This window comes from Paenibacillus sp. VMFN-D1 (assembly GCF_003386155.1).
Lineage (GTDB): Bacteria > Bacillota > Bacilli > Paenibacillales > Paenibacillaceae > Paenibacillus_AQ > Paenibacillus_AQ favisporus.
Genome location: NZ_QRDU01000002.1, coordinates 644,591 through 669,115 on the forward strand (window position 1 = coordinate 644,591; position 24,525 = coordinate 669,115).

General features: G+C 54.9%; 20 protein-coding genes. 19 read left to right on the top strand and 1 reads right to left on the bottom strand.

The genetic code is table 11. The annotated features are described in order from the left end of the window. Positions 1 to 10 precede the first annotated feature (10 nt). The 13 genes from C7820_RS18425 to C7820_RS18485 all read left to right on the top strand — a co-directional run bounded on the left by C7820_RS18425 (position 11) and on the right by C7820_RS18485 (position 14,839). Entirely contained in the window at positions 11 to 3,679 is a 3,669-nt protein-coding gene (locus C7820_RS18425; protein WP_116232261.1) for a DNA polymerase III subunit alpha, read from the top strand. Between the two features lie 227 nt (positions 3,680 to 3,906). After that, positions 3,907 to 4,413: a phosphatidylglycerophosphatase A family protein gene (locus tag C7820_RS18430; RefSeq protein ID WP_116232262.1), complete on the top strand. Its 507-nt coding sequence runs from the start codon at positions 3,907 to 3,909 to the stop codon at positions 4,411 to 4,413. A 135-nt stretch (positions 4,414 to 4,548) separates the two neighbouring features. Then, the gene (locus C7820_RS18435) at positions 4,549 to 4,737 is read left to right on the top strand and encodes a glutamate decarboxylase (protein WP_076170471.1); all 189 of its coding nucleotides are present in this window, start codon (positions 4,549 to 4,551) and stop codon (positions 4,735 to 4,737) included. Between the two features lie 77 nt (positions 4,738 to 4,814). Beyond that, positions 4,815 to 5,705: an acetyl-CoA carboxylase, carboxyltransferase subunit beta gene (gene accD / locus C7820_RS18440; RefSeq protein ID WP_116232263.1), complete on the top strand. Its 891-nt coding sequence runs from the start codon at positions 4,815 to 4,817 to the stop codon at positions 5,703 to 5,705. Continuing rightward, the gene (locus C7820_RS18445; protein WP_116232264.1) at positions 5,706 to 6,689 is read left to right on the top strand and encodes an acetyl-CoA carboxylase carboxyltransferase subunit alpha; all 984 of its coding nucleotides are present in this window, start codon (positions 5,706 to 5,708) and stop codon (positions 6,687 to 6,689) included. Between the two features lie 136 nt (positions 6,690 to 6,825). Beyond that, the gene (gene pyk, locus C7820_RS18450; protein ID WP_116232265.1) at positions 6,826 to 8,250 is read left to right on the top strand and encodes a pyruvate kinase; all 1,425 of its coding nucleotides are present in this window, start codon (positions 6,826 to 6,828) and stop codon (positions 8,248 to 8,250) included. A 180-nt stretch (positions 8,251 to 8,430) separates the two neighbouring features. Then, the gene (locus C7820_RS18455; protein WP_116232266.1) at positions 8,431 to 8,940 is read left to right on the top strand and encodes an acyl-CoA thioesterase; all 510 of its coding nucleotides are present in this window, start codon (positions 8,431 to 8,433) and stop codon (positions 8,938 to 8,940) included. Further along, positions 8,937 to 9,338 (top strand): FxsA family protein, encoded by a 402-nt coding sequence (locus C7820_RS18460; protein WP_076170466.1) that lies wholly within the window; start codon positions 8,937 to 8,939, stop codon positions 9,336 to 9,338. The genes C7820_RS18455 and C7820_RS18460 overlap by 4 nt, the downstream gene beginning before the upstream one ends. A 339-nt stretch (positions 9,339 to 9,677) precedes the next feature. Beyond that, entirely contained in the window at positions 9,678 to 10,793 is a 1,116-nt protein-coding gene (citZ, locus tag C7820_RS18465; RefSeq protein ID WP_089545820.1) for a citrate synthase, read from the top strand. Between the two features lie 124 nt (positions 10,794 to 10,917). Then, positions 10,918 to 12,210, top strand: coding sequence for an NADP-dependent isocitrate dehydrogenase (gene icd, locus C7820_RS18470; RefSeq protein WP_076170464.1), 1,293 nt, complete (start codon positions 10,918 to 10,920; stop codon positions 12,208 to 12,210). Positions 12,211 to 12,225: 15 nt separating this feature from the next. Further along, positions 12,226 to 13,167 carry a malate dehydrogenase gene (mdh, locus tag C7820_RS18475; protein ID WP_116232267.1) on the top strand — a complete coding sequence of 314 codons (942 nt, stop codon included), beginning with the start codon at positions 12,226 to 12,228 and terminating at the stop codon, positions 13,165 to 13,167. Between the two features lie 135 nt (positions 13,168 to 13,302). Beyond that, on the top strand, positions 13,303 to 13,728 hold the full coding sequence (locus C7820_RS18480) for a hypothetical protein (protein ID WP_076170462.1): 426 nt from the start codon (positions 13,303 to 13,305) through the stop codon (positions 13,726 to 13,728). A 235-nt stretch (positions 13,729 to 13,963) separates the two neighbouring features. Further along, positions 13,964 to 14,839 carry an SDR family oxidoreductase gene (locus tag C7820_RS18485; protein ID WP_076170461.1) on the top strand — a complete coding sequence of 292 codons (876 nt, stop codon included), beginning with the start codon at positions 13,964 to 13,966 and terminating at the stop codon, positions 14,837 to 14,839. 168 nt (positions 14,840 to 15,007) lie between these two features. On the opposite strand, the gene yfbR is transcribed toward C7820_RS18485, so the two are convergent. Further along, complete coding sequence (yfbR, locus tag C7820_RS18490) at positions 15,008 to 15,667, bottom strand: 5'-deoxynucleotidase (protein WP_116232268.1); 660 nt, start codon at positions 15,665 to 15,667, stop codon at positions 15,008 to 15,010. A 243-nt stretch (positions 15,668 to 15,910) separates the two neighbouring features. On the opposite strand from yfbR, the gene pnpS reads away from it, so the two are divergent. From pnpS to polA, 6 genes are all read left to right on the top strand, one after another. After that, the gene (pnpS, locus tag C7820_RS18495; RefSeq protein WP_116232269.1) at positions 15,911 to 17,716 is read left to right on the top strand and encodes a two-component system histidine kinase PnpS; all 1,806 of its coding nucleotides are present in this window, start codon (positions 15,911 to 15,913) and stop codon (positions 17,714 to 17,716) included. Between the two features lie 165 nt (positions 17,717 to 17,881). Beyond that, positions 17,882 to 18,616 (top strand): response regulator transcription factor, encoded by a 735-nt coding sequence (locus C7820_RS18500; RefSeq protein WP_076170458.1) that lies wholly within the window; start codon positions 17,882 to 17,884, stop codon positions 18,614 to 18,616. Positions 18,617 to 18,769: 153 nt separating this feature from the next. Beyond that, a complete protein-coding gene (locus tag C7820_RS18505; protein WP_181909111.1) occupies positions 18,770 to 19,960 on the top strand; it encodes a methyl-accepting chemotaxis protein in 1,191 nt (396 codons plus the stop codon). Positions 19,961 to 20,105: 145 nt separating this feature from the next. Then, positions 20,106 to 20,861 carry a phosphate ABC transporter ATP-binding protein PstB gene (gene pstB / locus C7820_RS18510; protein WP_076170457.1) on the top strand — a complete coding sequence of 252 codons (756 nt, stop codon included), beginning with the start codon at positions 20,106 to 20,108 and terminating at the stop codon, positions 20,859 to 20,861. Positions 20,862 to 20,910: 49 nt separating this feature from the next. Next, positions 20,911 to 21,570 (top strand): phosphate signaling complex protein PhoU, encoded by a 660-nt coding sequence (gene phoU / locus C7820_RS18515; RefSeq protein WP_116232271.1) that lies wholly within the window; start codon positions 20,911 to 20,913, stop codon positions 21,568 to 21,570. A 179-nt stretch (positions 21,571 to 21,749) separates the two neighbouring features. Continuing rightward, entirely contained in the window at positions 21,750 to 24,416 is a 2,667-nt protein-coding gene (polA, locus tag C7820_RS18520) for a DNA polymerase I (RefSeq protein ID WP_116232272.1), read from the top strand. Positions 24,417 to 24,525: the final 109 nt, after the last annotated feature.

Sequence of the window (24,525 nt, forward strand, 5' to 3'; positions counted from 1 at the left end):
GAGACGAGACATGAGTTCATTTGTGCATCTTCACGTGCATAGCGAATACAGCCTTCTGGATGGAGCGGCACGGATCTCGGACCTTGTCCGGCGAGCCGCGGAGAACGGAATGAAGGCGCTGGCGCTGACTGACCACGGAGTCATGTACGGCGCGGTACCATTTTATAAAGCCTGTGTGGCGGAAGGCATCAAGCCGATTATCGGCTGCGAGGCCTACCTGACGGCTGGCTCCCGCAAAGAGCGAGGCAGCCGCAAGGATCAGCCGATCTATCACCTGATCCTGCTGGCCAAGAACGAGACGGGTTACCGCAATCTGATGAAGCTGTGCTCCATCGGGCATTTGGAAGGTTTTCACTATAAACCGCGCATCGATATGGATGCGCTCGCGAAACATCATGAGGGCATCATCTGCCTGAGCGCCTGCCTCGGCGGGGAAGTGCCCCAGCATCTGCTGCACGGCCGGACCGAGGAGGCGCGCCGGGCGGCGCTGCGGTACCGGGACATTTTCGGCGAAGATTTTTACCTGGAGCTGCAGGACCATGGATTGCCCGAACAGAAGCGGGTCAATCCGCAGCTGATCGAGCTCGCCCGGGAGCTGGACGTTCCGCTCGTGGCGACCAACGACGTCCACTATCTTGTCCGTGAGGATGCCTCCATGCAGGACGTGCTGATCTGTATCGGTACAGGAAAAACGGTAGAGGACGAGGACCGGCTGCAGATTCAGACGGACCAGCTGTACCTGAAGAGCGGCGACGAAATGGCCCGCTTGTTCCCGCATGTCCGGGAAGCTCTGGACAATACGCTCCTCATTGCGGACAAATGCAGCCTGGAGCTGGAATTCGGCCGGTCCATTCTGCCGGAATACCGTCCGCTTCCCGAGGGGCAGACAGCTGCTGAATACTTGCGGACCCTGTGCCTGGAAGGACTGGAAAGCCGCTACAGCACGACCGGCCTGTGGGACACCGAAGAAGGAAAAAGAGAGCTTCTCCAGCGCCTCGACTACGAGCTCGGCGTGATCGGGAGCATGGGGTTCAGCGATTACTTCCTCATCGTTTGGGATTTTATCGCCTATGCACACCGGCGGGGAATCGTGACCGGTCCCGGACGGGGCTCGTCCGCGGGCAGTCTCGTCGCATACGTGCTCCGCATCACGAACGTCGATCCGATCAAGTACAACCTGCTGTTCGAACGCTTCCTGAACCCGGAACGGGTGACTATGCCGGATATCGATATCGACTTCAGCGATGAGCGCCGTGACGAAGTAATCGAGTATGTGGCGGATAAATACGGCAGTGAACACGTCGCACAGATCATCACCTTCGGAACGATGGCTGCCCGCGCGGCGGTGCGCGACGTGGGACGCGCCTTGAACGTATCGTACGGCGAGGTGGACAAGGCGGCCAAGCTCATTCCGAACGCGCATGGCATCAACATCCGCCGGGCGATGGAAATCAGCGACGAGCTGAAGAAGCTGTACGAGCAGAGCCCCAAAACCCGCGAGATGCTTGACATGGCTATGAAGGTCGAAGGCATGCCGCGGCACGCGTCGACCCACGCCGCGGGCGTGGTCATATCGCGTGACCCGCTGACCGATGCGGTCCCACTGCAGGAAGGCAGCGAGCGAACCGCGCTGACCCAATATCCGATGGAGCAGCTGGAAAGCATCGGCCTGCTCAAAATGGACTTTCTCGGTCTGCGCACCCTGTCGATCATCGAGCGGTCCATGCGCTGGATCGGGGAAATGACCGGCAGCGCGCCGGACTTCGCGCAGGTTCCGGATGATGACCCGCTGACCTATGAGATGCTGGGGAGCGGAGATACGACCGGCGTGTTCCAGCTGGAGTCCGCAGGCATGCGGCGGGTGCTCAAAGAGCTGAAGCCAAGCGTATTCGAGGATGTCATCTCGGTCGTGGCGCTGTACCGCCCGGGTCCGATGGAGTTTATCCCGAATTTCATTCAGGCGAAGCATGGTACCATCCAGGTCGATTACCCGCATGACGATTTGAAGCCGATCCTGGCCGACACCTACGGTATCATTGTGTACCAGGAACAGATCATGAAGATCGCTTCGCTGATGGCGGGCTTCTCACTCGGGGAAGCCGATCTGCTGCGGCGCGCCGTATCCAAGAAGAAGCGGGAAGTGCTCGACCGTGAGCGCAGCCACTTCGTGGAGGGCAGCCTGAAGCAGGGATATACCGAAGAGGATGCGAACAAGGTATACGACATGATCGTGCGCTTTGCCGATTACGGTTTTCCGAGAGCCCACGCGGCAGCGTATGCTGTACTGGCATTCCAGACCGCTTACCTCAAGGCGCACTATCCGGTGCAGTTCATGGCCTCGATGCTGACGGCCGTCATGGGCAGCCACCGGAAGGTCGCGGAATATGTGGTGGAGTGCCGCCGGATGAACATCAAGGTGCTGCCGCCCGACGTCAACGAGAGCGGCGTGCTGTTTACACCGGTGGCGGTAAGCACGGAGGACGGGCAGCCGGCCGAAGGGCCGGGGCATATCCGGTTCGGGCTGGGGGCCATCAAGAACGTGGGTACCCAGGCCGTGGAAAACATGATGCGCGTCCGGGAAGAGAAGCCGTTCGAAAGCCTGCTCGACTTCTGCCGCCGGATCGATCTGCGCGTCTGCAACAAACGGGTGATCGAGTCGCTGATCCAGGCGGGCGCCTTCGATTCGCTGCCGGGTCACCGCGCGCAGCTGCTTGCCATGCTGGACGAGACCGTCGATGCCGCCGTCAAATGGCGCAAGGAACGTGAGGATCTGCAGATCCAGCTGTTTGATTTTGTCGAAACGCCGAATTGGGAGATCGAATATCCCGACATTCCGCCGTTTTCCGTTTCTCAGCAGCTGGAGCACGAGCGCGAGCTGCTCGGTCTGTATCTGTCCGGCCACCCCCTGGACGACTTTGATGAAGTATTGGACGAACCGGGCGTGGAGCGGCTGATGAACCTGGCCGAGGCGGCGGATGAAGCGAAGGTGGTCGTCGCGGGCATGGTCGTGTCGGTCAAGTCGATCACGACCAAGCAGGGCAAAGCGATGGCCTTCATGGAGCTGGAAGACCAGATCGAACGCTGCGAAGTGGTGCTGTTCCCTGAAGTTTGGAAGCGCAGCTCGAGCTACGTCGGCAAGGGCGAGCTGCTGGCACTGCGCGCCAAGGTGCAGCAGCAGGACGAGGGCTTCAAGCTCCTCGCCGAGGAAGTGCTGCCGCTGGCCGGGGCCCCGCTTGCCCAGATGGTCAAGCGGAACCAGGCGCCAGCCGGCGGCAGATCCTTCGCCGCGGGGCCGGGGCCATCGCGGCGGCAGGGCGCGCCTGCGGGCCGCCCCGCTCCGCAGGCAGCCGCCGGCGATGCTGCCGCGCCGGCCGACGCACCGGCGCGCAAGGAGCAGGGCGGCGGTGCACCCGCCCCGGCGAAGGAACAAGCGCGCCGCCCCACAACGGCGGAGCAGCGCGTCTTCGTTAAGATTACGCCGGAAGCGGAGAACCCGGACCTGCTTGCCAGGCTGAAGCAGCTGCTTCAGGAGCATCCGGGTCCGGTGGCTACGGTGCTCTTTTACGAGCAAAGCCAAAAGCTCCTTGCGCTCAGCGACAACTATCGGATCAAACCGTCGCCGGAATTTTTCGAAATGATCGAAAACATGCTCGGCAAAGGGACGGTCCGGATTAAATAGAAGCACGGATCAAATGGCGGCTGGCAGAGCCGCCGGCAACAGTGCAATAGTTCATGACCCTTCGGGCTTCTGCGGAAATGACACAGATTTTACGAACGTTTCCCGAGCCTCCCGCATACACTTAGGAACACCTAGGGACAACATTATCATGTGCCGCCCGGCTGCCTTGGGCAGACGCATCTTTTCGAAGGACCCGGGGGCGGGCGTGCCGTGCGGGAGGAATGAACATGTCATATGATGCAGCGATTGCCATGCTGAGCCGCAGGGGAGTCAAAGTCGGGGACATTGCCGATATCGTGTATAAACTGCAAATCCCGTACCATCCGGAACTGGAGATCGACGAATGCATGGAGAGCGTGAACGCCGTCCTCGGCAAAAGGGAAGTGCAGTACACGTTGATGACCGGGATGGCGCTTGACGAGCTGGCGGAGAAAAAGCTTCTTCCCGAGCCGTTGCAGGCGATCATGGAGGCGGACGAACCGCTGTACGGAGTGGACGAGACGTTAGCGCTCGGCATTACGAGCGTATACGGCATGATCGGACTGACAAGTTTTGGTTTTTTGGATAAAGAAAAAATCGGTATTATCGATACCCTGAACAATAAAAAGGACGAGATCCACGTTTTTCTCGATGATCTGGTCGCCGGGCTCGCCGCCGCGGCATCCGCGAGGATCGCCCACCGGTACAAGGGAGCCAAGCAGTATCCGTCCGCTTCCGGAAATTCCGGGTTGTAACGCCCGAAGGCCTTGAACGAACCCTCTGATCGGCCTGCCCGCGTCCCATCACTTTGTTGCGGGAAAAAACGGAGTTATGTTATCATTACTCTATTATACGTGCTCAGAACATGAGATTAGGGGGTTCTGCAAGGAATGTGGACGGTCATCTATATCGCACCTACCGCCAAGGTAGCGGAAATGATCACGACCAAATTAACGGAAGAGGGATTTTTGGTTAAAAGCCGTCCGATCAATTTATCCAAGCAGCAGTTCGAGATTTTGGTTCCCTCTGGTGAGCTGGAGGAAGTCCAGGAAGTGCTTAATTCCATTTTGCATCCTTAATTTTAAGGAAACAAAGTGACGTTTATAGAGGCAGAGTGAAGAGCGGCTGGGCAAATTAACGGCTGAGAGGTGTAGTTGTGTTTAAAGACTTGTTCCAGAAAAAAAGAAAATACGCGACCATTCCTTCAGAACGTGTAGGAAGAGGCAGCGAGCCGGGTGAAGAAAGACCGCGCCGGGAAATTCCCGAAGGCTTGATGAATAAATGTCCGAAATGCGGCAGCATTCAATACAGCAAAGAGCTGGAGAAAAATCTGAAGGTTTGTCCCAACTGCGGACACCACATGCGTCTGAATGCGTTGGAACGGATCCAAATGACGCTGGATGATGCAGGATTTGAAGAGTTCGACAGCGGTATGGTATCGGTCGATCCGCTCCAATTTCCGGGATATGCCAACAAGCTGGAGCAGCAGGCGCTCAAGTCGGGTCTGCGCGAAGCGGTTATTACCGGACAAGGCACCATTGAAGGACTTCCGGTTGTCGTCGCCGTCATGAGCTTCGATTTCTTTACGGGAAGCATGGGTTCGGTCGTCGGCGAGAAAATTACCCGGGCGATCGAAATTGCGACCGAAAGGGATCTCCCGCTCATTATTTTCTCGACCTCCGGCGGAGCGCGTATGCAGGAAAGTATTCTGAGTTTGATGCAAATGGCGAAGACAAGCGCTGCTTTGTCTCGTTTTAACGAAAAAGGCGGCCTTTACATTTCGGTCATTACCGATCCGACGACAGGCGGGGTTTCGGCCAGCTTTGCCACGCTCGGCGACATTAACATCGCGGAGCCGGGGGCTGTGTTCGGCTTTGCCGGACGGATCGTTATCGAGCAGACCATCCGCCAGAAGCTCCCGGATGATTTCCAGACGGCGGAGTTCAATTTGGCGCACGGACAGCTGGATTTGGTCGTCCACCGGAAAGAGCTGCGCCAAATGCTGTACAAGCTGATCGAGATGCATACCGTGAAAGGGGGATATTAAGTGGCAGGAGAATTGCCTTTTGAAAAGCCCCTTGTGGAAATGCGGCAGAAGATCAATGAGCTGAAGCAGTTCGGAGCGGACAAGGGTATTGATTTTAGCGACGAGATTGCGAGATTGGAAGAAAGATACGCCCAGTTGGAAGAAGAGGTGTATTCAAATATTACGGCCGCCCAGAAAATGCATTTGGCCCGGCATCATCAGCGTCCCACTTCGCTCGATTTGATCCAGCTGATTTTCAGCGATTTCATCGAGCTGCACGGGGACCGTCTATTTGGTGATGACCTCGCGGTCATTGGCGGGCTGGCCAAGCTGAACGGGAGTCCGGTCACTGTGATCGGCCAACAGCGCGGGAAGGATACGAAGGACAACATTGCCCGTTTCTTCGGCAGCGCGCATCCGGAAGGCTTCCGCAAAGCGCTGCGGCTGATGCATCAAGCGGACAAATTTAAACGCCCGATTATCACTTTTATTGATACAAAAGGTGCGTATCCGGGTAATACAGCAGAAGAGAGGGGACAATCCGAGGCAATCGCCCGCAATTTACGGGAGATGGCCGCGCTGGGTGTTCCTGTTATTTGTGTGGTCATCGGCGAAGGTGGAAGCGGCGGTGCTCTTGCGATGGCCGTCGGCAACCGTGTGCTGATGCTGGAGCATGCGATCTATTCGGCGATTTCGCCGAACGGAGCGGCTTCGATCCTCTGGAAGGATGCGTCCAAAGCGGATCAGGCGGCCGAGGCCATGAAGATTACGGCCAAAGACCTGCTTGAATTCGAAGTGATCGAAGAGATCGTGCCGGAACCGAAAGGCGGAGCGCACCGGGACTACGAAGCGACGGCTGCTGCCATTAAGGACAGCCTGGTACGCCATCTGGGCGAACTGTCGGGACTGGACAGCAATGCGTTGAAGGAAGACCGGTATCAGAAGTTCCGCAAGATCGGCAAGTTTGCCTATGAACAATCTTCGCATGTCGGTGTGATAGATTAGTTCGATCTGGGCAATGATGTATTATGACAAACTTTCAAACTTCCTATACAAAACTTTCGTTTTGTAGTAAATTTAATCTTTGGATAAAGATATGTAGGGTAGAGAGACTTAAAAGAATAAAACGGAGGAAACCCAAATGCGTAAAACAAAAATCGTATGTACCATCGGTCCTTCCAGTGAATCGTTGGAAAACACCAAAAAATTGATTATGGCCGGCATGAACGTTGCCCGTTTGAACTTCTCGCACGGCGATTTCGAGGAGCATGGCCGCCGGATCAAGAACATCCGCGAAGCCAGCCGCGAGCTTGGCAAAACCGTTGCCATCCTGCTTGACACCAAAGGACCGGAAATCCGCACAGGCAAGCTTGCCGTGGAGCCGATCGAGCTGGTGCAGGATGAGTACATCACGTTGACGACCGAAGAAATTCTGGGCGACAAAGACCGGATTTCGATCACGTACAAAGACCTTCCTAGTGATGTGCAGCCGGGTTCGACGATCCTGATCGACGACGGATTGATCGGCCTGACGGTTGTGGAAGTTCAGGGCACTGAAATTAAATGCCGTATTGTCAATGGCGGTACGATCAAGAGCAAAAAAGGCGTGAACGTACCGGGTGTGGCGATTTCTCTGCCGGGCATCACAGAGAAAGACGCGAACGATATCGTATTCGGGATCGAACAGGGCATCGATTTTATCGCAGCTTCCTTCGTACGCAAAGCAAGTGACGTTCAAGAAATCCGCGAGCTGCTCGCCAAGCACAACGCAGAGCACATCCAGATCATTTCCAAGATCGAGAACCAGCAAGGCGTGGACAACCTCGATGAAATTTTGGAAGCGTCCGACGGTCTGATGGTTGCCCGCGGTGACCTCGGCGTGGAAATTCCAGCCGAAGAAGTACCGCTGGTACAAAAGCGCATGATCGAAAAATGTAATGTTGCCGGCAAACCGGTCATTACGGCGACGCAAATGCTGGATTCCATGCAGCGTAACCCGCGTCCGACACGCGCCGAAGCGAGTGACGTAGCGAACGCAATCTTCGACGGCACGGATGCAATCATGCTGTCCGGGGAAACGGCTGCCGGTAAATATCCGGTGGAATCCGTTCTGACGATGTCCCGCATCGCCGAGAAGGCTGAATCCGCGCTGAACTACCGCGAAATTTTCCTGAAGCAGCGGATTGCCCAGGAAACGACAATTACCGAAGCGATCAGCCAATCGGTGGCGATTTCCGCACTCGATCTGAACGCCAAGGCGATCATTTCTTCGACGGAATCCGGCCATACGGCACGCATGGTATCCAAGTACCGTCCGGAAGCACCGATCATCGCAGTGACTACGCAGGAGCGCACGCTGCGCCGCCTGGCTCTGACTTGGGGCGTTACGCCGGTCCCAGGCAAGACGGCTACATCGACGGATGAAATGTTCGAGAACTCCTTGAAGGGCGGCCTGGAGTCCGGTCTCGTAAAACCGGGCGATCTGGTTGTTATTACTGCAGGGGTTCCGCTGGGACAATCCGGTTCGACGAACCTGGTGAAAGTCAGCCAAATTCCAAACGCATAAGAGGACTGCGGCGCAAACCGCCGCTAGCCTACCGATAGATCATATTTCATAGAAAAGCCTGTCAGGATTCACTCCTGGCAGGCTTTTTTGCTGATACCGGGCAAATTTCAGAAGCAGGCATCCCTTATGTTATACTGAATTGAAGGACATTAATTACAGCAAGAAAGGGAACAGTGGAGGATGGGAAAAGATAACGGCATTCAGCTCAGCCGCTGGTTTACGACGTCACTCCGGGTACGCTATCAGGAAAGCGACAAGATGGCTGTCGTCTATCATGCGAATTATTTGAACTGGTTTGAAATCGGCCGGACCGAAATGATCCGCGAATTGGGCATTACTTACCGCAGTATGGAGGATGAGGGCTTGTTTCTGCCCGTTACGGAGCTTGACATGAAGTTTGTGCAGCCGGCGCGCTATGACGACATGATTACGATTTTTACGAGAATGACGCGGTTCACCAAACTGCGGATTGACTATATCTATGAAATCCGAAGACTATCCGAACAGGAGCAGGCGACGTTTGCCAGCAGCGGGTATCAGATCGGCGAAGAACTGCCCGGAGAAGTGCTCGTCACGGGTTCGACGCAGCATGTGTGGCTGAACCGGGACTGGCAGCCCGTAAGGCTCGACAAGCACTCGCCTGCGCTGTATAAGGCCCTGTCCAAGTCGATTACAGGAGGAGAAGCATGACCGCGTTCAGAAAATGGCTGCTGGCCCTGATCATTATCGTTCCGGTGGTCGAAATATTCGGCTTCGAATGGGTGGCTACCCGGGTAGGAGCGGCCAATACATTGCTGCTGACCATCGTCACATCAGGAATCGGCATGCTGATGATGCGCTTTGAGGGGCGCAAGGTGCTGGAGGATTCGCGGGCCAAAATGAATTCGGGCCAGGTTCCCGGCCGGAGCATGGTGGATGGCTTATGCGTGTTTATCGGAGGGATGCTGCTTGTCCTTCCTGGCTTTGTAACGGACCTGATCGGGTTTACGATGGTATTTCCGCTGACTCGGCCCTTGTACCGCTATGTCATTTTGAAGTGGATCGAGCGGAAGATGAAAGACGGAAACATTAAGATTTACCGCCGTTAGCGGAAGGAAGAGCATACCTGATAAAAAATTGTTTATTTGGCTGATAAAACAATTTGATGTTTTCTGTCACCTTGTAATTGTTCACATAGACGTCAAAATACTTTATGATAATATATGGTTCCATTACTTGGCGATTGGTGTCAGGTAGAGTAGCGGACAACGGTTTTGCGGGATCCGAACAGGAGAGTACAGCCCGCCCGGTTCCGCGTTAACGGCATTATGGCACGGCCTGTCTGCTGTGGATTGCGTCGATGGACGTTTTTCTTTTCAGTAAAATGTAACTGTTTTCACGGTTCATGCATGTTGTTAAAATTCCGTTATACGAAGGAGAGATGTACGATGACAGCTACCAAAGGTCTGGAAGGAATTGTTGCCGCAGCTTCTTCCATCAGCTCGATTGTCGACGGTGTGCTCACATACCGCGGTTATAACATTGATGACCTGGCAGCGAACGCGAGCTTCGAAGAAGTGGCTTTCCTGCTCTGGTTCGGAAAACTGCCGAATCAGGACGAATTGAGTCGTCTTCAGCAGGACCTCAGCGACTATGCCGCAATTCCGGATGCTTTGATCGAACAAATGAAATTGTACCCTAAAGATATGAGCACGATGGCAGCTCTCCGTTCCGCCGTATCGGCCCTGGCGCTGTACGATGCGGAAGCCGACGATATGAGCCGTGAAGCCAATGAGCGCAAGGCGATCCGTCTGCAGGCGCAGCTCCCTACGATTATTGCGGCCATGGCCCGCCTCCGCAAAGGCCAGGAGCCTGTCGCACCGAAAGCAGGCTTGTCGGTTGCCGAAAACTTCCTGTATATGCTCAGAGGCGAAACGCCTGAGGAGACTTCGGTGAAGGCTCTCGACCAGGCGCTCGTGCTGCATGCCGACCATGAGCTGAACGCTTCGACGTTTGCTGCGCGCGTAACGGTGGCGACGCTTTCGGACATCTACTCTGGCGTTACATCGGCGATCGGCGCACTGAAAGGCCCACTGCACGGCGGTGCCAACGAAGCGGTCATGAAGATGCTGAACGAAATCGGAAGCATCGACAAAGTTGAGCCTTACATTCAAGAGAAGCTCGACAATAAAGACAAAATTATGGGCTTCGGCCATCGCGTTTACAAAAACGGGGATCCCCGTGCCAAGCATCTGCAGAAGATGTCCCGCGAGCTGGGTGAAATGAAAGGGGATACAAGCCTGTACGAAATGTCCGTCAAAGTGGAGGACATCGTGACTGGCCAGAAGGGGCTGAAGCCGAATGTGGACTTCTACTCCGCTTCCGTATATACTCAGCTTGGCATCGAGCAGGAGCTCTTCACGCCGATCTTTGCGATCAGCCGCGTGTCGGGATGGACGGCGCACATTCTGGAACAATATGAAAACAACCGCATCATCCGTCCGCGTGCCGAATATGTCGGCCAAACGGATCAAAAATATGTTCCGATTGAGCAGCGTTCTTAAGGTATAATAGAAAAAGGGGGAACACCGTGAACGATCAACCCGGGCACGGGCGGTTCCCTCTGGCTTTGTGCTTGTCCCGGCAGAAATCTGATGCCCGACGAAAACTATAAGGAGGAATTTATTCATGAAACTCGAGAAATTTGCACTCCCTACCGAAGGTGAAAAGATTGAAATAACGAACGGCAAGCTGCAGGTTCCGAACAATCCAGTTATTCCGTTCATCGAAGGCGACGGCACCGGCCGCGACATTTGGAGAGCTTCCAAGCGCGTTCTGGATGCAGCTGTAGAGAAGGCTTACAACGGCGAGAAAAAAATCGCCTGGTATGAAGTATTTGCCGGTGAAAAAGCCTACAATACATACGGGGAGTGGCTGCCGAACGATACGCTCGAAGCTATCCGCGAGTACATTGTAGCCATCAAAGGACCTTTGACTACTCCGATCGGCGGCGGTATCCGCTCCCTGAACGTGGCTCTGCGCCAAGAGCTCGATCTGTACGTCTGCCTGCGTCCTGTGCGCTACTTCAACGGCGTGCCTTCTCCGGTTAAGCATCCTGAACTGGTCGACATGGTCATCTTCCGCGAGAATACGGAAGACATCTATGCAGGTATCGAGTACAAGGAAGGCTCGGAGGAAGTGAAGAAGGTCATCAAATTCCTCCAGGAAGAAATGGGCGTTAACAAAATCCGTTTCCCTGAAACTTCCGGTATCGGAATCAAGCCGGTATCTTCCGAAGGCTCCAAGCGCCTCGTTCGCGCTGCAGTAGAATACGCCATCAAGCACGGCCGTAAGAGCGTGACGCTCGTTCACAAAGGCAACATCATGAAATTCACCGAAGGCGCCTTCAAAAACTGGGGTTACGAAGTGGCTGAACAGGAGTTTGGCGATAAAGTGTTCACTTGGGCACAATATGACATCATCAAGGAAAAAGATGGCGTAGACGCTGCGAATGCCGCTCAAAAAGCCGCTGAAGCCGAAGGCAAGATCATCATCAAGGATGCGATTGCCGACATCGCTCTCCAGCAGGTGCTGACTCGTCCGACGGACTTCGACGTGATTGCAACCCTGAACCTGAACGGTGACTATCTGTCCGACGCCCTTGCTGCCCAAATCGGCGGTATCGGTATCGCGCCGGGAGCGAACATCAACTACGTGACAGGACACGCAATCTTTGAAGCAACGCACGGAACGGCTCCGAAATACGCGGACAAAGACGTCGTGAACCCGGGTTCGGTTATCCTGTCCGGCGTTATGCTGCTTGAGCACCTGGGATGGCAGGAAGCGGCTGATCTGATCTACAAAGGCATGGAAACGTCGATTAACAATAAGACGGTAACTTACGATTTCGCCCGTCTGATGGAAGGCGCGACGGAAGTTAAATGCTCCGAGTTCGCTGACGAAGTTATCAAAAACATGTAGGGGAGAGATCCGATCATGGCCTTGACTCGTAAAAAGATTACCGTTGTGGGTGCCGGTTTTACCGGTGCCACGACGGCGCTGATGCTCGCGCAAAAGGAACTTGGCAACGTGGTGCTGCTGGATATTCCTCAACTGGAGAACCCAACCAAGGGCAAGGCGCTGGACATGCTGGAAGCGAGTCCTGTTCAAGGCTTTGACAGTCAGATCATCGGTACCTCGAATTACGATGATGCGGCTGGCTCCGACATCGTGATCATTACGGCCGGCGTTGCCCGCAAACCGGGCATGAGCCGTGACGACCTCGTAAACACCAATGCAGGCATCGTGAAATCGGTCTGCGACAACGTAAAACGCGTAGCGCCGGAATCGATCGTGATTATCCTGAGCAATCCGGTGGACGCCATGACGCATGTCGCTTACAAGACACTCGGTTTCCCTAAAAACCGCGTGATCGGCCAATCCGGCGTCCTTGATACGGCCCGCTACTGCACGTTCATCGCGCAGGAGCTGAACGTCTCCGTCGAGGATGTACGCGGTTTTGTGCTTGGCGGCCATGGCGACGACATGGTGCCTCTCGTGCGGTATTCCAGCGTCGGCGGTATTCCGATCGACACGCTGATATCGCCGGAGCGCATTCAGGAGATTGTGCAGCGCACCCGCGTCGGCGGCGGCGAAATCGTCAACCTGCTCGGCAACGGCAGTGCGTATTACGCCCCGGCGGCCTCATTGGTGCAAATGGCGGAAGCCATCATCAAGGACAAGAAACGGATTATACCGGTCATCGCGCGCCTTGACGGCGAATACGGCTACCATGACATTTTCCTAGGCGTACCGACAATTCTAGGCGGCAGCGGCATCGAGAGAATTTTCGAGCTGGAGCTGACGGCCGAAGAAAAAGCGGCGCTGGATCAATCGGCCGATTCGGTCCGCAATGTCATCGCTGTAGTGAACGTATAAGCGGGACCATTCGTGTCCAAACTTTGAACAAGAAAACCTCTAATGTGTGACAACCATGGAGGTTTTCTTTTCTTTTCAAAGGTTTATAAGTATAATGAATGTTATGGAAACACAAGCACGCGGGGAGGAAATGGAATGACCACTGTGATGTTTTTTGTACATATTTTGGGAGCGTTGGCTCTCGGATTCTATCTGGTTCTGCCATTCGTTGTAGGTAAAGTGGCCGGTTTGTCACTCCCTGCTCAGGAAGGCAGCGCGGCAGCCATCCGCAGCCTCAATACGTTTGCTCAGGTAGGCCTTGTAATCCAGCTGCTGACAGGCGGCTATCTGATGAGCCAAGGCGACTATTCCGTGCCGTGGATGATCATTATTGTCATCCTGCTGCTGGCGCTTGGCGCAATCAGCGGAATCATGGGCAAGCCGCTCCGTCTGGCGATCAAGGGCATTCAGGAAAAAAGGGATATTTCCGTAGAAATGGGGAAAATCCGTACGCTCAGCGCCCTGCTGGCGATCTGCCTGTTGATCATGACTTTCTTCATGGTCTACAACCACATTATTTAAGTAATAGGTTCTAACGTTTGCAGATGACTCCGCTTTGCGGGGTCATCTTTTTTTGGACAAAAATGATCCATGGACTGCTTTTTCTTGAAGGGAGAGCGGTGTTCTACTGTTTAACTCCGGGAGCGATGTGGTAAGTATCAACGGTAGAGAATAATCCATCCGTCATATGCCATCCTAATACGGAATGTGATGGCATGTGCACCGATGAAACCCATCCGTGAAAGGAGAATGAATGATGTCAGGAAATTCGCAATCGCAATCTAAACAGACTTTGCCTCCTCAGCATCAGAATCATCAGCCGGGGACGGAATCGGAAATGAACCCTCTACCGAAATACGAGCCCAAGGATTACAAAGCCGCGGGTAAGCTACAGGGCAAAAAGGCGATCATCACCGGCGGCGACAGCGGGATCGGCCGTGCGGTGGCCGTAGCTTTCGCCAAAGAAGGAGCCGATATCGCGATCGTATACCTGAATGAACACGGGGACGCCGAAGAAACGAAGCGCCAGATCGAGCAGGAAGGACGCAAATGCCTGCTGATCCCGGGCGATATCGGAGACGAGTCCTTTTGCAAAAACGCCGTCAACCAGTCGGTACAGGAGCTGGGCGGACTGGATATCCTGATCAACAACGCGGCGGAGCAGCATCCGCAGCAGAAAATTGAGGACATTACGAAGGAGCAGCTCGAAAAGACGTTCCGTACGAACATTTTCGGCATGTTCTTTATGACCAAGATGGCGATGCCGTATCTGAAGAATGGCAGCGCGATCGTCAACACGGCCTCCATTACGGCCTATAAAGGCAATCCGACGCTGATCGATTACTCCTCGACGAAGGGGGCAATCGTCAGCTTCACGCGCGCGCTGTCCATGAACGTGGTGGAGAAAGGCATCCGCGTGAACGCGGTCGCTCCAGGCCCGATCTGGACTCCGCTCATTCCGTCCACATTCGACGCCCAGCAGGTAAGCCAGTTTGGCGCGTCGCAGCCGATGAAGCGTCCGGGTCAGCCGGAAGAGCTGGCGCCGGCTTATGTCTATCTGGCGTCGGATGACTCGTCCTATGTCAGCGGACAGGTGATCCACGTGAACGGCGGCGAAGTCGTAAACGGCTAAGCTGAGCGGAACGTTAAAAAAGGGCTGCGATGCCTTGAAACGTCTGGCAGCCGCAGCCCAAATTTGTATCCATAGGGATGGACTTCTAGCATCCCTTGAATAAAAGGTTGTACCCGGAAGAAGGAACCCGGGTGCAACCTTTTTTGGTGGTGGCGTCAGGGGGCCGCTTCATTCCAAACTGCCGCGGTGATTTCCATCGTCGGCAGTGTCGGCTGGATTACGGCCGCCTTCATCGTCGGCGGACAGCTCATCCAGCGACATTTCGAAGCTCGGCGCCATATTTTCCAGGAAATAATCCGCTTCGGCGAGCTTCATCTGGCGGATCTTCGCCAGTGTCTGCTCCTTGGCGGCGGCGAATTCCCGGTTGCCTGCGGCAACCTCGCGCGTGCACTTCAGGTAAGCGTCCAGCCGGTCGGCGGCTTTGACATAGAGCAGCAGCTCGGACTCCTGTTCATCCACCGTATCCGGATGAAGGAGGGGGCCGTAAACCGCCTGCAGCTCCGGAGGCACCATGCCGGCGAGGCGCTCCGCGGCGATCTGTTCCATCTCGCGGAAGCTTCCGAGGAGCCGCGGGTTGTTATGCTTCACCGGCGTGGCGATGTCGCCGGTGAACACCTCCGCCGCGTCGTGAAACAAGGCGAGGGACGCGGCACGGTCCGCGTTGAGCTGGCGCCCGAAGAAGACGTTGCCGATATGGCAGAGCATATGTGTGAGCAGAGCGACGTGATAGGAGTGCTCCGCCACGTTTTCCGGCGAGGTGCTGCGCATCAGGCTCCAGCGCTGGATATACTGCAGACGGTACATGTATGCGGAAAAATGATAGTTCAACGTTCGGTTCTCCTTTCGAAGCTGGATAGATTGAACCTAAAGTTAAGCATTGAAATTCCTGTTAACGGCCCAACAGAGGACTTTAACTTCATTTCTTTAGTTCAATCTATCTGGATAGATATATTATATCCGGGAAGAGGCGCCCCGGAACAGGGCTGTCCATTTTCCACTGGTCAAAGGGCGGGATTCACGTTAGGATTAGGAATAGAAAAAGAGGAAACTTGAGGATAAAGGAAGGGACCCATGAAACCTTTTCGGATCAGATTGACGCTGATTCTTATGGTGATGATCGGCGTATCTATGCTCGGGGCAGGCATCACGATGGCCCAGGTGTTCAAGAAATCGCATATTACGGGACTTGAAGAGAATATGGTCCGCGAAATAAAGCTGCTCAGCACCACGTTTGACTTCATACCGATGCAGGGGGCGGATGCGGTTAGCTATTATACCGGCGAAGCCGGGAAGCTCGGCAAGCTGACGGAAGCGCGGGTGACCTTTATTAAAAGGGATGGCACCGTGGTCGGCGATTCGGAGAGCAATCCACTGGAAATGGACAACCACAGCAAACGGGAGGAGGTTGTGACGGCTTCGAAAGAAGGCGTGGGACACGCCATCCGTTACAGTGAGACGCTTCGTCAGAATATGCTGTATGTGGCGGTGCCGGTGACTTCCGGCGCGAATTTCGACGGCTTCATCCGGCTGTCGGTCAGCCTGAAATCCGTCGATGAGGGCGTCCGGAACGGCTGGATGGTCATGGCTATCGGCCTTGTGATCCTGTTTGCCGCGGCTGCCTTGATCAGCTATCGCATCGCATCCGGGATGACGTCGCCGCTGGAGAAGATCACCCGGGTGGCCAGACGTATTTCGCAGCAGGATTACGACGCCCGCGTGGATCTGCGCAGAAAGGACGAAATCGGCCTTCTGGGCAACGCGATCAACGGGATGGCCGACAGCCTGCAGACACAGCTGAAAACGATCCAGGACAATGAGGATCTGTTGCAGAGCGTGCTCGACAATATGACCGGAGGCATTCTGCTTGTGGATGCCGAAGGGAAGATCGCGCTGGTGAATCCGGCCGCCGAGAACATGCTGAGCGTGAGTGCCGAACACATTACCGGCCGCTCTTATGATGAGCTGAAGCAGTACTACGAACTGACGAAGCTGATCAAGGAAGGGATCTCCGAGCGCATCGAAATCCACGAGGAGCGGAAGGTCTACATTCCGCAGGAAACGATCCTCCGCATGGACGGGGTCCCGATGTTCCGGGAGCAGAGCGGCAAAGAGTTCAGCGGCATGCTGTTTCTGCTGCAGGACGTTACGGCGATCCGCAGGCTGGAGAATATGCGCAGCGAGTTTGTGGCCAATGTATCCCATGAGCTCAAGACGCCGGTGGCGGCGGTCAAGGGCTTTGCCGAAACCCTGCTGAACGGCGGCGTCCATGACGAGAAAACGGCCAAGTCGTTTTTACAGATCATTTTCGATGAAAGCGAGCGGTTGAACCGTCTGATCAGCGATATATTGGATTTGTCCAAAATCGAATCCAAGCAGTCGCCGATGGATTACGCTCCCGTCGACGTGTCCACGTTCTTTGGGACGATGATGGAGACGCTCGGCACGGTCGCCAGGAAAAAACGGATCACGCTGCAGACGGACATTCCGGATGAATTGTTTATCGAAGCGGATGAGGACAAGCTGCGGCAGATTTTTATCAATCTGCTCTCGAACGCGATCAGCTATACCCAGGATGGCGGCAGAGTCGAGCTGTCCGTGCGCGATCAGCAGGACGCCGACGGGAACGAACAAGTCGTATTCGCCGTTTCCGATACCGGCATCGGCATTCCGAAGAAGGACCTGCCGCGGATCTTCGAACGTTTTTACCGGGTGGATAAGGCAAGATCGAGGAGCTCGGGAGGAACCGGGCTGGGGCTTTCGATCGTGAAGCATCTCGTTGAACTCCATCACGGAGCGATTTCCGTGGAAAGCGAGCTCGGCATCGGCACCACGTTTACCGTTAAGCTTCCGATGCTTCAGGAGCAGGACGGTGTGTAAACAGGGGAAATGGAATATCCCCCCTTTTCGTTAGAGACAATAGGCTTATCTTTTCGAAAATGGTAAACATCATGTATTCTTTTACACAGCGTTAACAATCAGATGATAAGATGTTGCTTGTCAGCATTCATTCATTTGATACAAGAAACAGGGGGACCGGTGAATATGACTCAACGATTGTTGGTAATCGAGGATGAGCCGACGCTCGCCAGATTGCTTTCGTACAACTTGACGCAGGAAGGCTACGATGTCACGATTGAAGACCACGGCACGTCCGGGTACGAGCGGGCCGCCCATGAGCCTTACGACCTCATTATTTTGGATTTGATGCTGCCGGGAATGAATGGATTTGACATTTTGAGCAAACTCCGCAGCAAGGGAATGGAGACGCCGGTGATTATTTTGACGGCCAAAAACGCGGAGGAAGAGGTCGTGCAGGGCCTTAAGCTGGGCGCCGACGACTACATTACGAAACCGTTCGGGGTCTCGGAGCTGCTGGCCCGTGTAAGCACCGTGCTTCGCAGAGTTTCCGGTCCCGGAGAGGAAGCGGCGGCCGTTCCGGAATCGCCAACCTCGGCCATCACGCTCGGACAGCTGGAGATTTATCCGGAGAAATACGAGGTCATGCTGGGCAGTACCAGCATTAATCTGCGGCCTAAGGAATTTGAAGTGCTGCTGTACCTCGCCCGCAAACCAGGCGTTGTCCTGACCCGGGATGATTTGATGAACGCGGTGTGGGGCTTTGATTACATCGGGGGTCAGCGGACGGTGGATGTGCATGTCAGCTCCCTGCGCAAGAAGCTGGAGCTTGATCCCGAATCCGTTCATATTGATTCCATCCGCGGCGTCGGCTATAAGCTGGTCGTCAATAAAAAAAGAAGCTCTCATCCTGTGGAATAAGGAGAGAGCTTCTTTTTTTGCATGCCTTAGACCTAAGGAACTAGTTCTTTGATCATAGGTTTACATACAATTTACATTGTCCGCATATTCTCTTAACGCTCGGGAGGTATGATGCGGCTAAAGACTAGAGAGCCGAAGAGGGGGAGGGCCATATTGTCCACACTGTACGCCGATCTGGAACAAAGCATTCGTGCAAATGGAAACCCAGCTCAAGAAGGTAACGCCTCCGCACAAGGCCATACTGAAGCAAGCGTGCAAGGGGGAGGAGAATCCGGGGATCGCCCCACGCCGGCGGAATATTGCCGGATGGTTCCGCTGCTGGACGCCCAGACGAGCTGCCGAGAAGTTCTGGAGCTGATCAAGGAACAGCCGGATCTTCCCTGCGTGGTCATCGGAGGGAAAGAGGGTGAGCCGTTTGGGCTGGTCATGCGGGACACCTTTTACCGGAAGCTGACCGGCCGGTTCGGCGCCGATCTGTATTTTGGCCGTCCGGTAGAGAAATTTGCGGATATGCAGCCCCTGATCGCCGACATTGGAGCCGATCCCGGACTGCTGATCCAGCAGGCGCTGGACCGCCCCGAATCCCAATTTTATGACTGTGTTATTTTGACGGATCACGGGCAGCTGGCAGGCGTGTTGACGGTCCTGGATTTGATGATCATGTCGGGCCTGCTTCAGACGGGGGCTGAGCAGCGGCGCAGGCAGACGGTAGCGGAGAGCTTCAGGCATGTCACCGGTATGGAGGAATCGCTGCAGCAGGTAGCGGAGGCGGCGAACGCCACGCTGATGGAATGCCGCCGGATGAAGGAATGGTCGCTGAACGGACGCAGCAAGCTGGATGAGGTCAGCCAGTCCTATTCCAATGTGGTAGAGAGGATGAACGAGAATCAGCAGCAGGTGACCCGGCTGATCCAGGATGTCGACACGATCTCGGCATTAACCCGGACCATTTCGGAGCTGGCGGATAAAAGCAATCTGCTGGCCATGAACGCATCGATCGAGGCGGCGCATGCCGGTGAGCACGGACGCGGCTTTCAGGTCGTCGCTGCTGAAGTCAGGTCGCTCGCAGGACAGACGCGGCAGCTGGCGACGGATATTTCCGGACTGCTCGGAAGCATCGGCCGGCTGGCGAAGGAAACGGGAGCTTTAACCACGGCCGGAGTGGGCGAGATCACGGCCAGCGCGGAGCTGCTAGGCGAAGGAAGTCGGATGTTTGGTGAACTGGAAAAAGCGGTCGAGCATGTAGAGGGGACCGGTGAAACCGTGAATCGGTTGGCGGGAGATACGGCCATGCGGGCCGCCGTCATCAGACAGGAACTGGAAAAGGGAAGTTCTTTTGCTTAATATTGGATCTGCTAATTTACACATTTTACACTGCGTTTACAATTGTGGGACACAGCATTTACATAACGGCATTACTATAGATAGGTGCCATATAGATGAACTGAACTTCATAGACCCTTTTTGAAAAAAGGAGAAGCGATTGTAAATGGAAGATATTATCGATATTGAGCAGTTGAACTTGTACTACGAGCAGTTTCATGCGCTTAAAAATATAGACCTGGACATTCCCGAGAAAACGATCACTGCCTTTATCGGCCCTTCCGGATGCGGCAAGTCGACCCTGCTGCGGACGCTGAACCGGATGAATGACATGATCACAGGCACCCATATCGAAGGCTCCGTCAAGATCGGCGGCAAAGATATTTACGGCAATGACGTGCACGTGGAAGCTCTGCGCAAGCAGGTGGGCATGGTGTTCCAGCAGCCGAATCCGTTCCCCAAATCGATTTACGACAATATTGCCTACGGCCCCCGTCTGCACGGAACGCGCGATAAGAAGGTGCTCGACGAAATTGTGGAGCAGAGCCTGCGCCAGGCCGCGCTGTGGGAAGAGGTCAAGGATTACTTGAAGCGTTCGGCCCTCAGCCTCTCGGGCGGACAGCAGCAGCGTTTGTGCATTGCCAGAGCTTTGGCGGTTCAGCCGGACATTCTTTTGATGGATGAGGCGACCTCTGCGCTCGATCCGATTTCGACACTAAAGATTGAGGAATTGGTACAGGAGCTCAAGGAGACCTATACCATCGTCATGGTTACTCACAATATGCATCAAGCTGCCCGGATTTCCGGCCGAACGGTATTTTTCCTGAACGGGGAAGTCGTCGAAGCCGACGATACCAAGGAGTTGTTCACCAACCCGCGGGACTCCCGTACCGAAGATTATATTTCCGGGCGTTTCGGGTAACCGGCAGCAAGATGAGCATTAAATATATCCTAGGGGGAACAGGGCAGCGATGATTCGGAGAAAAGAGTTGGATCAGGATTTAGAGGTACTGCGCACGTTGCTTCGCCAGATGGGCGCGCATGTGGTTCATGCTTTGGAAGAGGCGGTTATCAGCCTGAAAACGCTGGATGCCGTGAAGGCACAGCAAATCGTCAAGGATGACGCCAAGCTGAACGCGATGGAAGAGGAAATCATGGACATCGGCTCTCGCCTGATCGTCACCCAGCAGCCGGTAGCCAAGGATTTGCGGAGAATTCTCGTAGCCTTTAAAATTTCGAGCGACCTGGAGCGCATGGGAGACCTAGCCCTTGACGTTGCCAAGGTGACGCTGCGGCTGCAGGGGCAGGAGCTGATCAAGCCGCTGATCGACATTCCGCAAATGGCTGATCTGGTGCAAGTAATGATCGAGGAGTCCATTACGTCTTATTTGGACGAAAATACCGACCTTGCTTATAAAATGGCCAAGGACGACGATCAGGTGGACCAATTCTACAGCCGGATCATCACGGAATTGTACGGCTATATCGCCTCGAATCCCGAAACGCTGTCGCAAGCGATGCTGCTCACGCTGGTTGCCCGGTACATCGAGCGGATCGCCGATCACGCCACGAATATCGGGGAGAGCACGGTGTATCTCGTCACCGGCCGGCGTCCTGATTTGAATCAATAACATCATCATATATGAGATCAAGGAGCTGACCCGCACAGGCGGGAAGCTCCTTTTTTGCCGTGAAGGAATTGACAGAAATTACGCTTAGGAGATTTGCGGCAAAACGGCCTAATTTTTTCTCGAAAAGGGGCGTGTATGGTATCATAAATGAAGGACGTTTGATAAAGGGAAGGTGCCCAATGAACAAGCTGATTTTGATAGATGGAAACAGTATTATTTACCGCGCATTTTTCGCAATGCCCCCGCTGACGAACACCAAGGGTCTGCATACGAATGCTGTGTACGGATTTACGAATATGCTTCTGCGTTTGATCGAAGACCATAAGCCGACGCACATGATGGTTGCGTTTGACGCCGGAAAAACGACGTTCCGCCACGAAGGCTACCAGGAATACAAGGGCGGAAGGGAAAAGACGCCGCCGGAGCTGTCGGAACAGTTCCCGCTGCTCAAGGAGCTGCTGCAAAGCTTCGGCATCGCCCAATATGAGCTGAGCGGTTACGAGGCGGACGATATCATCGGGACCGTCTCCCGCATCGCCGAGGAGGAAGGGCAGCAAATTCTCGTCGTGACCGGGGACAAGGATATGCTGCAGCTGGCTTCGGACCATGTTCAGGTGGGCCTGACACGCAAAGGGGTAACGGAAATCGAAACCTACGCACCTGAGCAAATCAAGGAGCGGTACGGACTGACCCCGCTTCAAATCATTGACCTGAAGGGCCTCATGGGGGACCCGTCGGATAACATTCCGGGAATTCCGGGTGTCGGCGAGAAGACAGCGCTCAAGCTGCTGCACCAATTTGGATCGGTTGAGGAAGTGCTGGCCAATACGGCCGAGCTGAAGGGGAAGATGAAGGAAAAGATCGAAACCCATTCCGATGACGCGGTCCTCAGCAAGAAGCTGGCGACCATTTACCGCGAGGTGCCGCTGGACAAGTCGTTTAACGAGATGGTATTCCCGGGCTTGAAGGAAGAAACGGCAGGGCCTGCCCTCGCCAAGCTGGAATTCAAATCGCTGCTGGAGCGGTTGTCCTTCCATGCGGACGGTAACACGCACTCGGATGAGGAGCAGGCCAAGGCTGCCGAACGGGAGATCGAGGTCACCGTCGTTGACGGCGAAAATGCGGACGAGCTGATCGCTGCATTGGACGCCGTGCAGCTTATTCATGTCGAGACCAGCGGAGAGAATCCGCATCACGCCGATGTGATCGGGGTCATGTTCTCCACCGAGCCGAAGCATTACTACGTTCCGTTCGAGCGAATGAACGAGTCTTGGGCGGAGCCGCTGCGGACGTGGCTGGGGAACCCGGATGTTCCGAAACGGGGATATGACCTGCACCGTACGGATCTGGCGCTTCACTGGAAGGGAATCGCGTTTGCCGGGGCGTCGTTTGACGTGCAGCTGGCCGCGTATTTGCTCGACCCGACGGAAGCCAACCAGAATGTCAACGCGCTTGCTTCCAAGTATGGGCTGCCGATGCTGGCGGCGGATGAGGACGTATTCGGCAAGGGCGCAAAATACAAGGTGCCGGAGATGGACGTGCTTAGCGGGCATTTGGCCCGGAAGAGCGCCGCGCTGCTGGAGATCATTCCGCTTCAGGAGAAGGAGCTTGCGGACAATGAGATGAGCTCGCTGTTCCATGACCTGGAGATGCCGCTGTCGCGGATTTTGGCGGACATGGAGAAGCAGGGCATCGCGGTCAACAAGGACGATCTGAAGGCGCTCGGAACGGAATTCGAGTCCCAGATCAAGTCGCTGGTTGAGCAGATTTATGAAATTGCGGGCACCGAGTTCAACCTGAACTCGCCGAAGCAGCTGGGAGAAATCCTGTTCGTCAAGCTGGGTTTGCCCGTCGTGAAAAAGACCAAGACCGGCTATTCCACTGACGCCGAAGTGCTGGAAAAACTGGCACCGTATCACGATGTCGTACGCCTGATTTTGCAGTACCGGACCATCGCCAAGCTTCAGTCGACGTATGTGGAAGGACTGCTGAAGGAAATTTCGGAGGAAACGGGCAAGGTGCACACGTATTACCGTCAGACAATTGCGGCTACAGGACGCCTCAGCAGCCAGTTCCCGAACCTGCAGAACATTCCGATCCGTCTGGAAGAAGGACGGAAAATCCGCAAGGTGTTCGTGCCATCCGAACCGGGCTGGTACATTCTGGCCGCCGACTACTCGCAGATCGAGCTGCGGGTGCTGGCCCATATCTCGGGGGATGAAGGACTGAAGGAAGCCTTCCTGCACGATATGGACATCCATACGAAGACGGCCATGGACGTGTTCGGCGTCAAAGCCGAAGACGTTGATGCCAATATGCGCCGGTCCGCCAAAGCGGTTAACTTCGGTATCGTGTACGGCATCAGCGACTATGGTCTGTCCCAGAACCTGAACATTACCCGGAAGGAAGCAGCCCAATTTATCGATCAATACTTCGACGCCTTCCAGGGTGTTCGCAAATATATGGACGATATCGTCAGAGACGCCAAGCGCGACGGTTATGTTACCACGCTGCTGGAGCGCAGACGGTATTTGCCGGAAATCAATGCTAGCAACTTCAATCTGCGTTCTTTCGCTGAGCGGACGGCGATGAACACACCGATCCAGGGCACTGCCGCCGATATCATCAAGCTGGCTATGGTTCAGATGGATGCGGCACTGGCCAAAGAGAAGCTGAAGAGCCGCATGCTGCTACAGGTGCATGACGAATTGGTATTCGAAGTCCCTGAGGAAGAGCTGGAGCTCATGAAAAAATTGGTGCCGGAGACGATGGAGCATGCGCTGGCCCTGTCCGTACCGCTCAAAGCGGAAGTGAGCTACGGAGTCAATTGGTACGAGGCGAAATAAAGGGCTCTGTAAGCGCACGTATTCAGATTTTACGGGATCCCCGCGAAGTACTTGAGCAGGTTCGAAGAAAAAGCGCCGCTTTGTGGGGTTGTCTTGCGCTATAATAGAG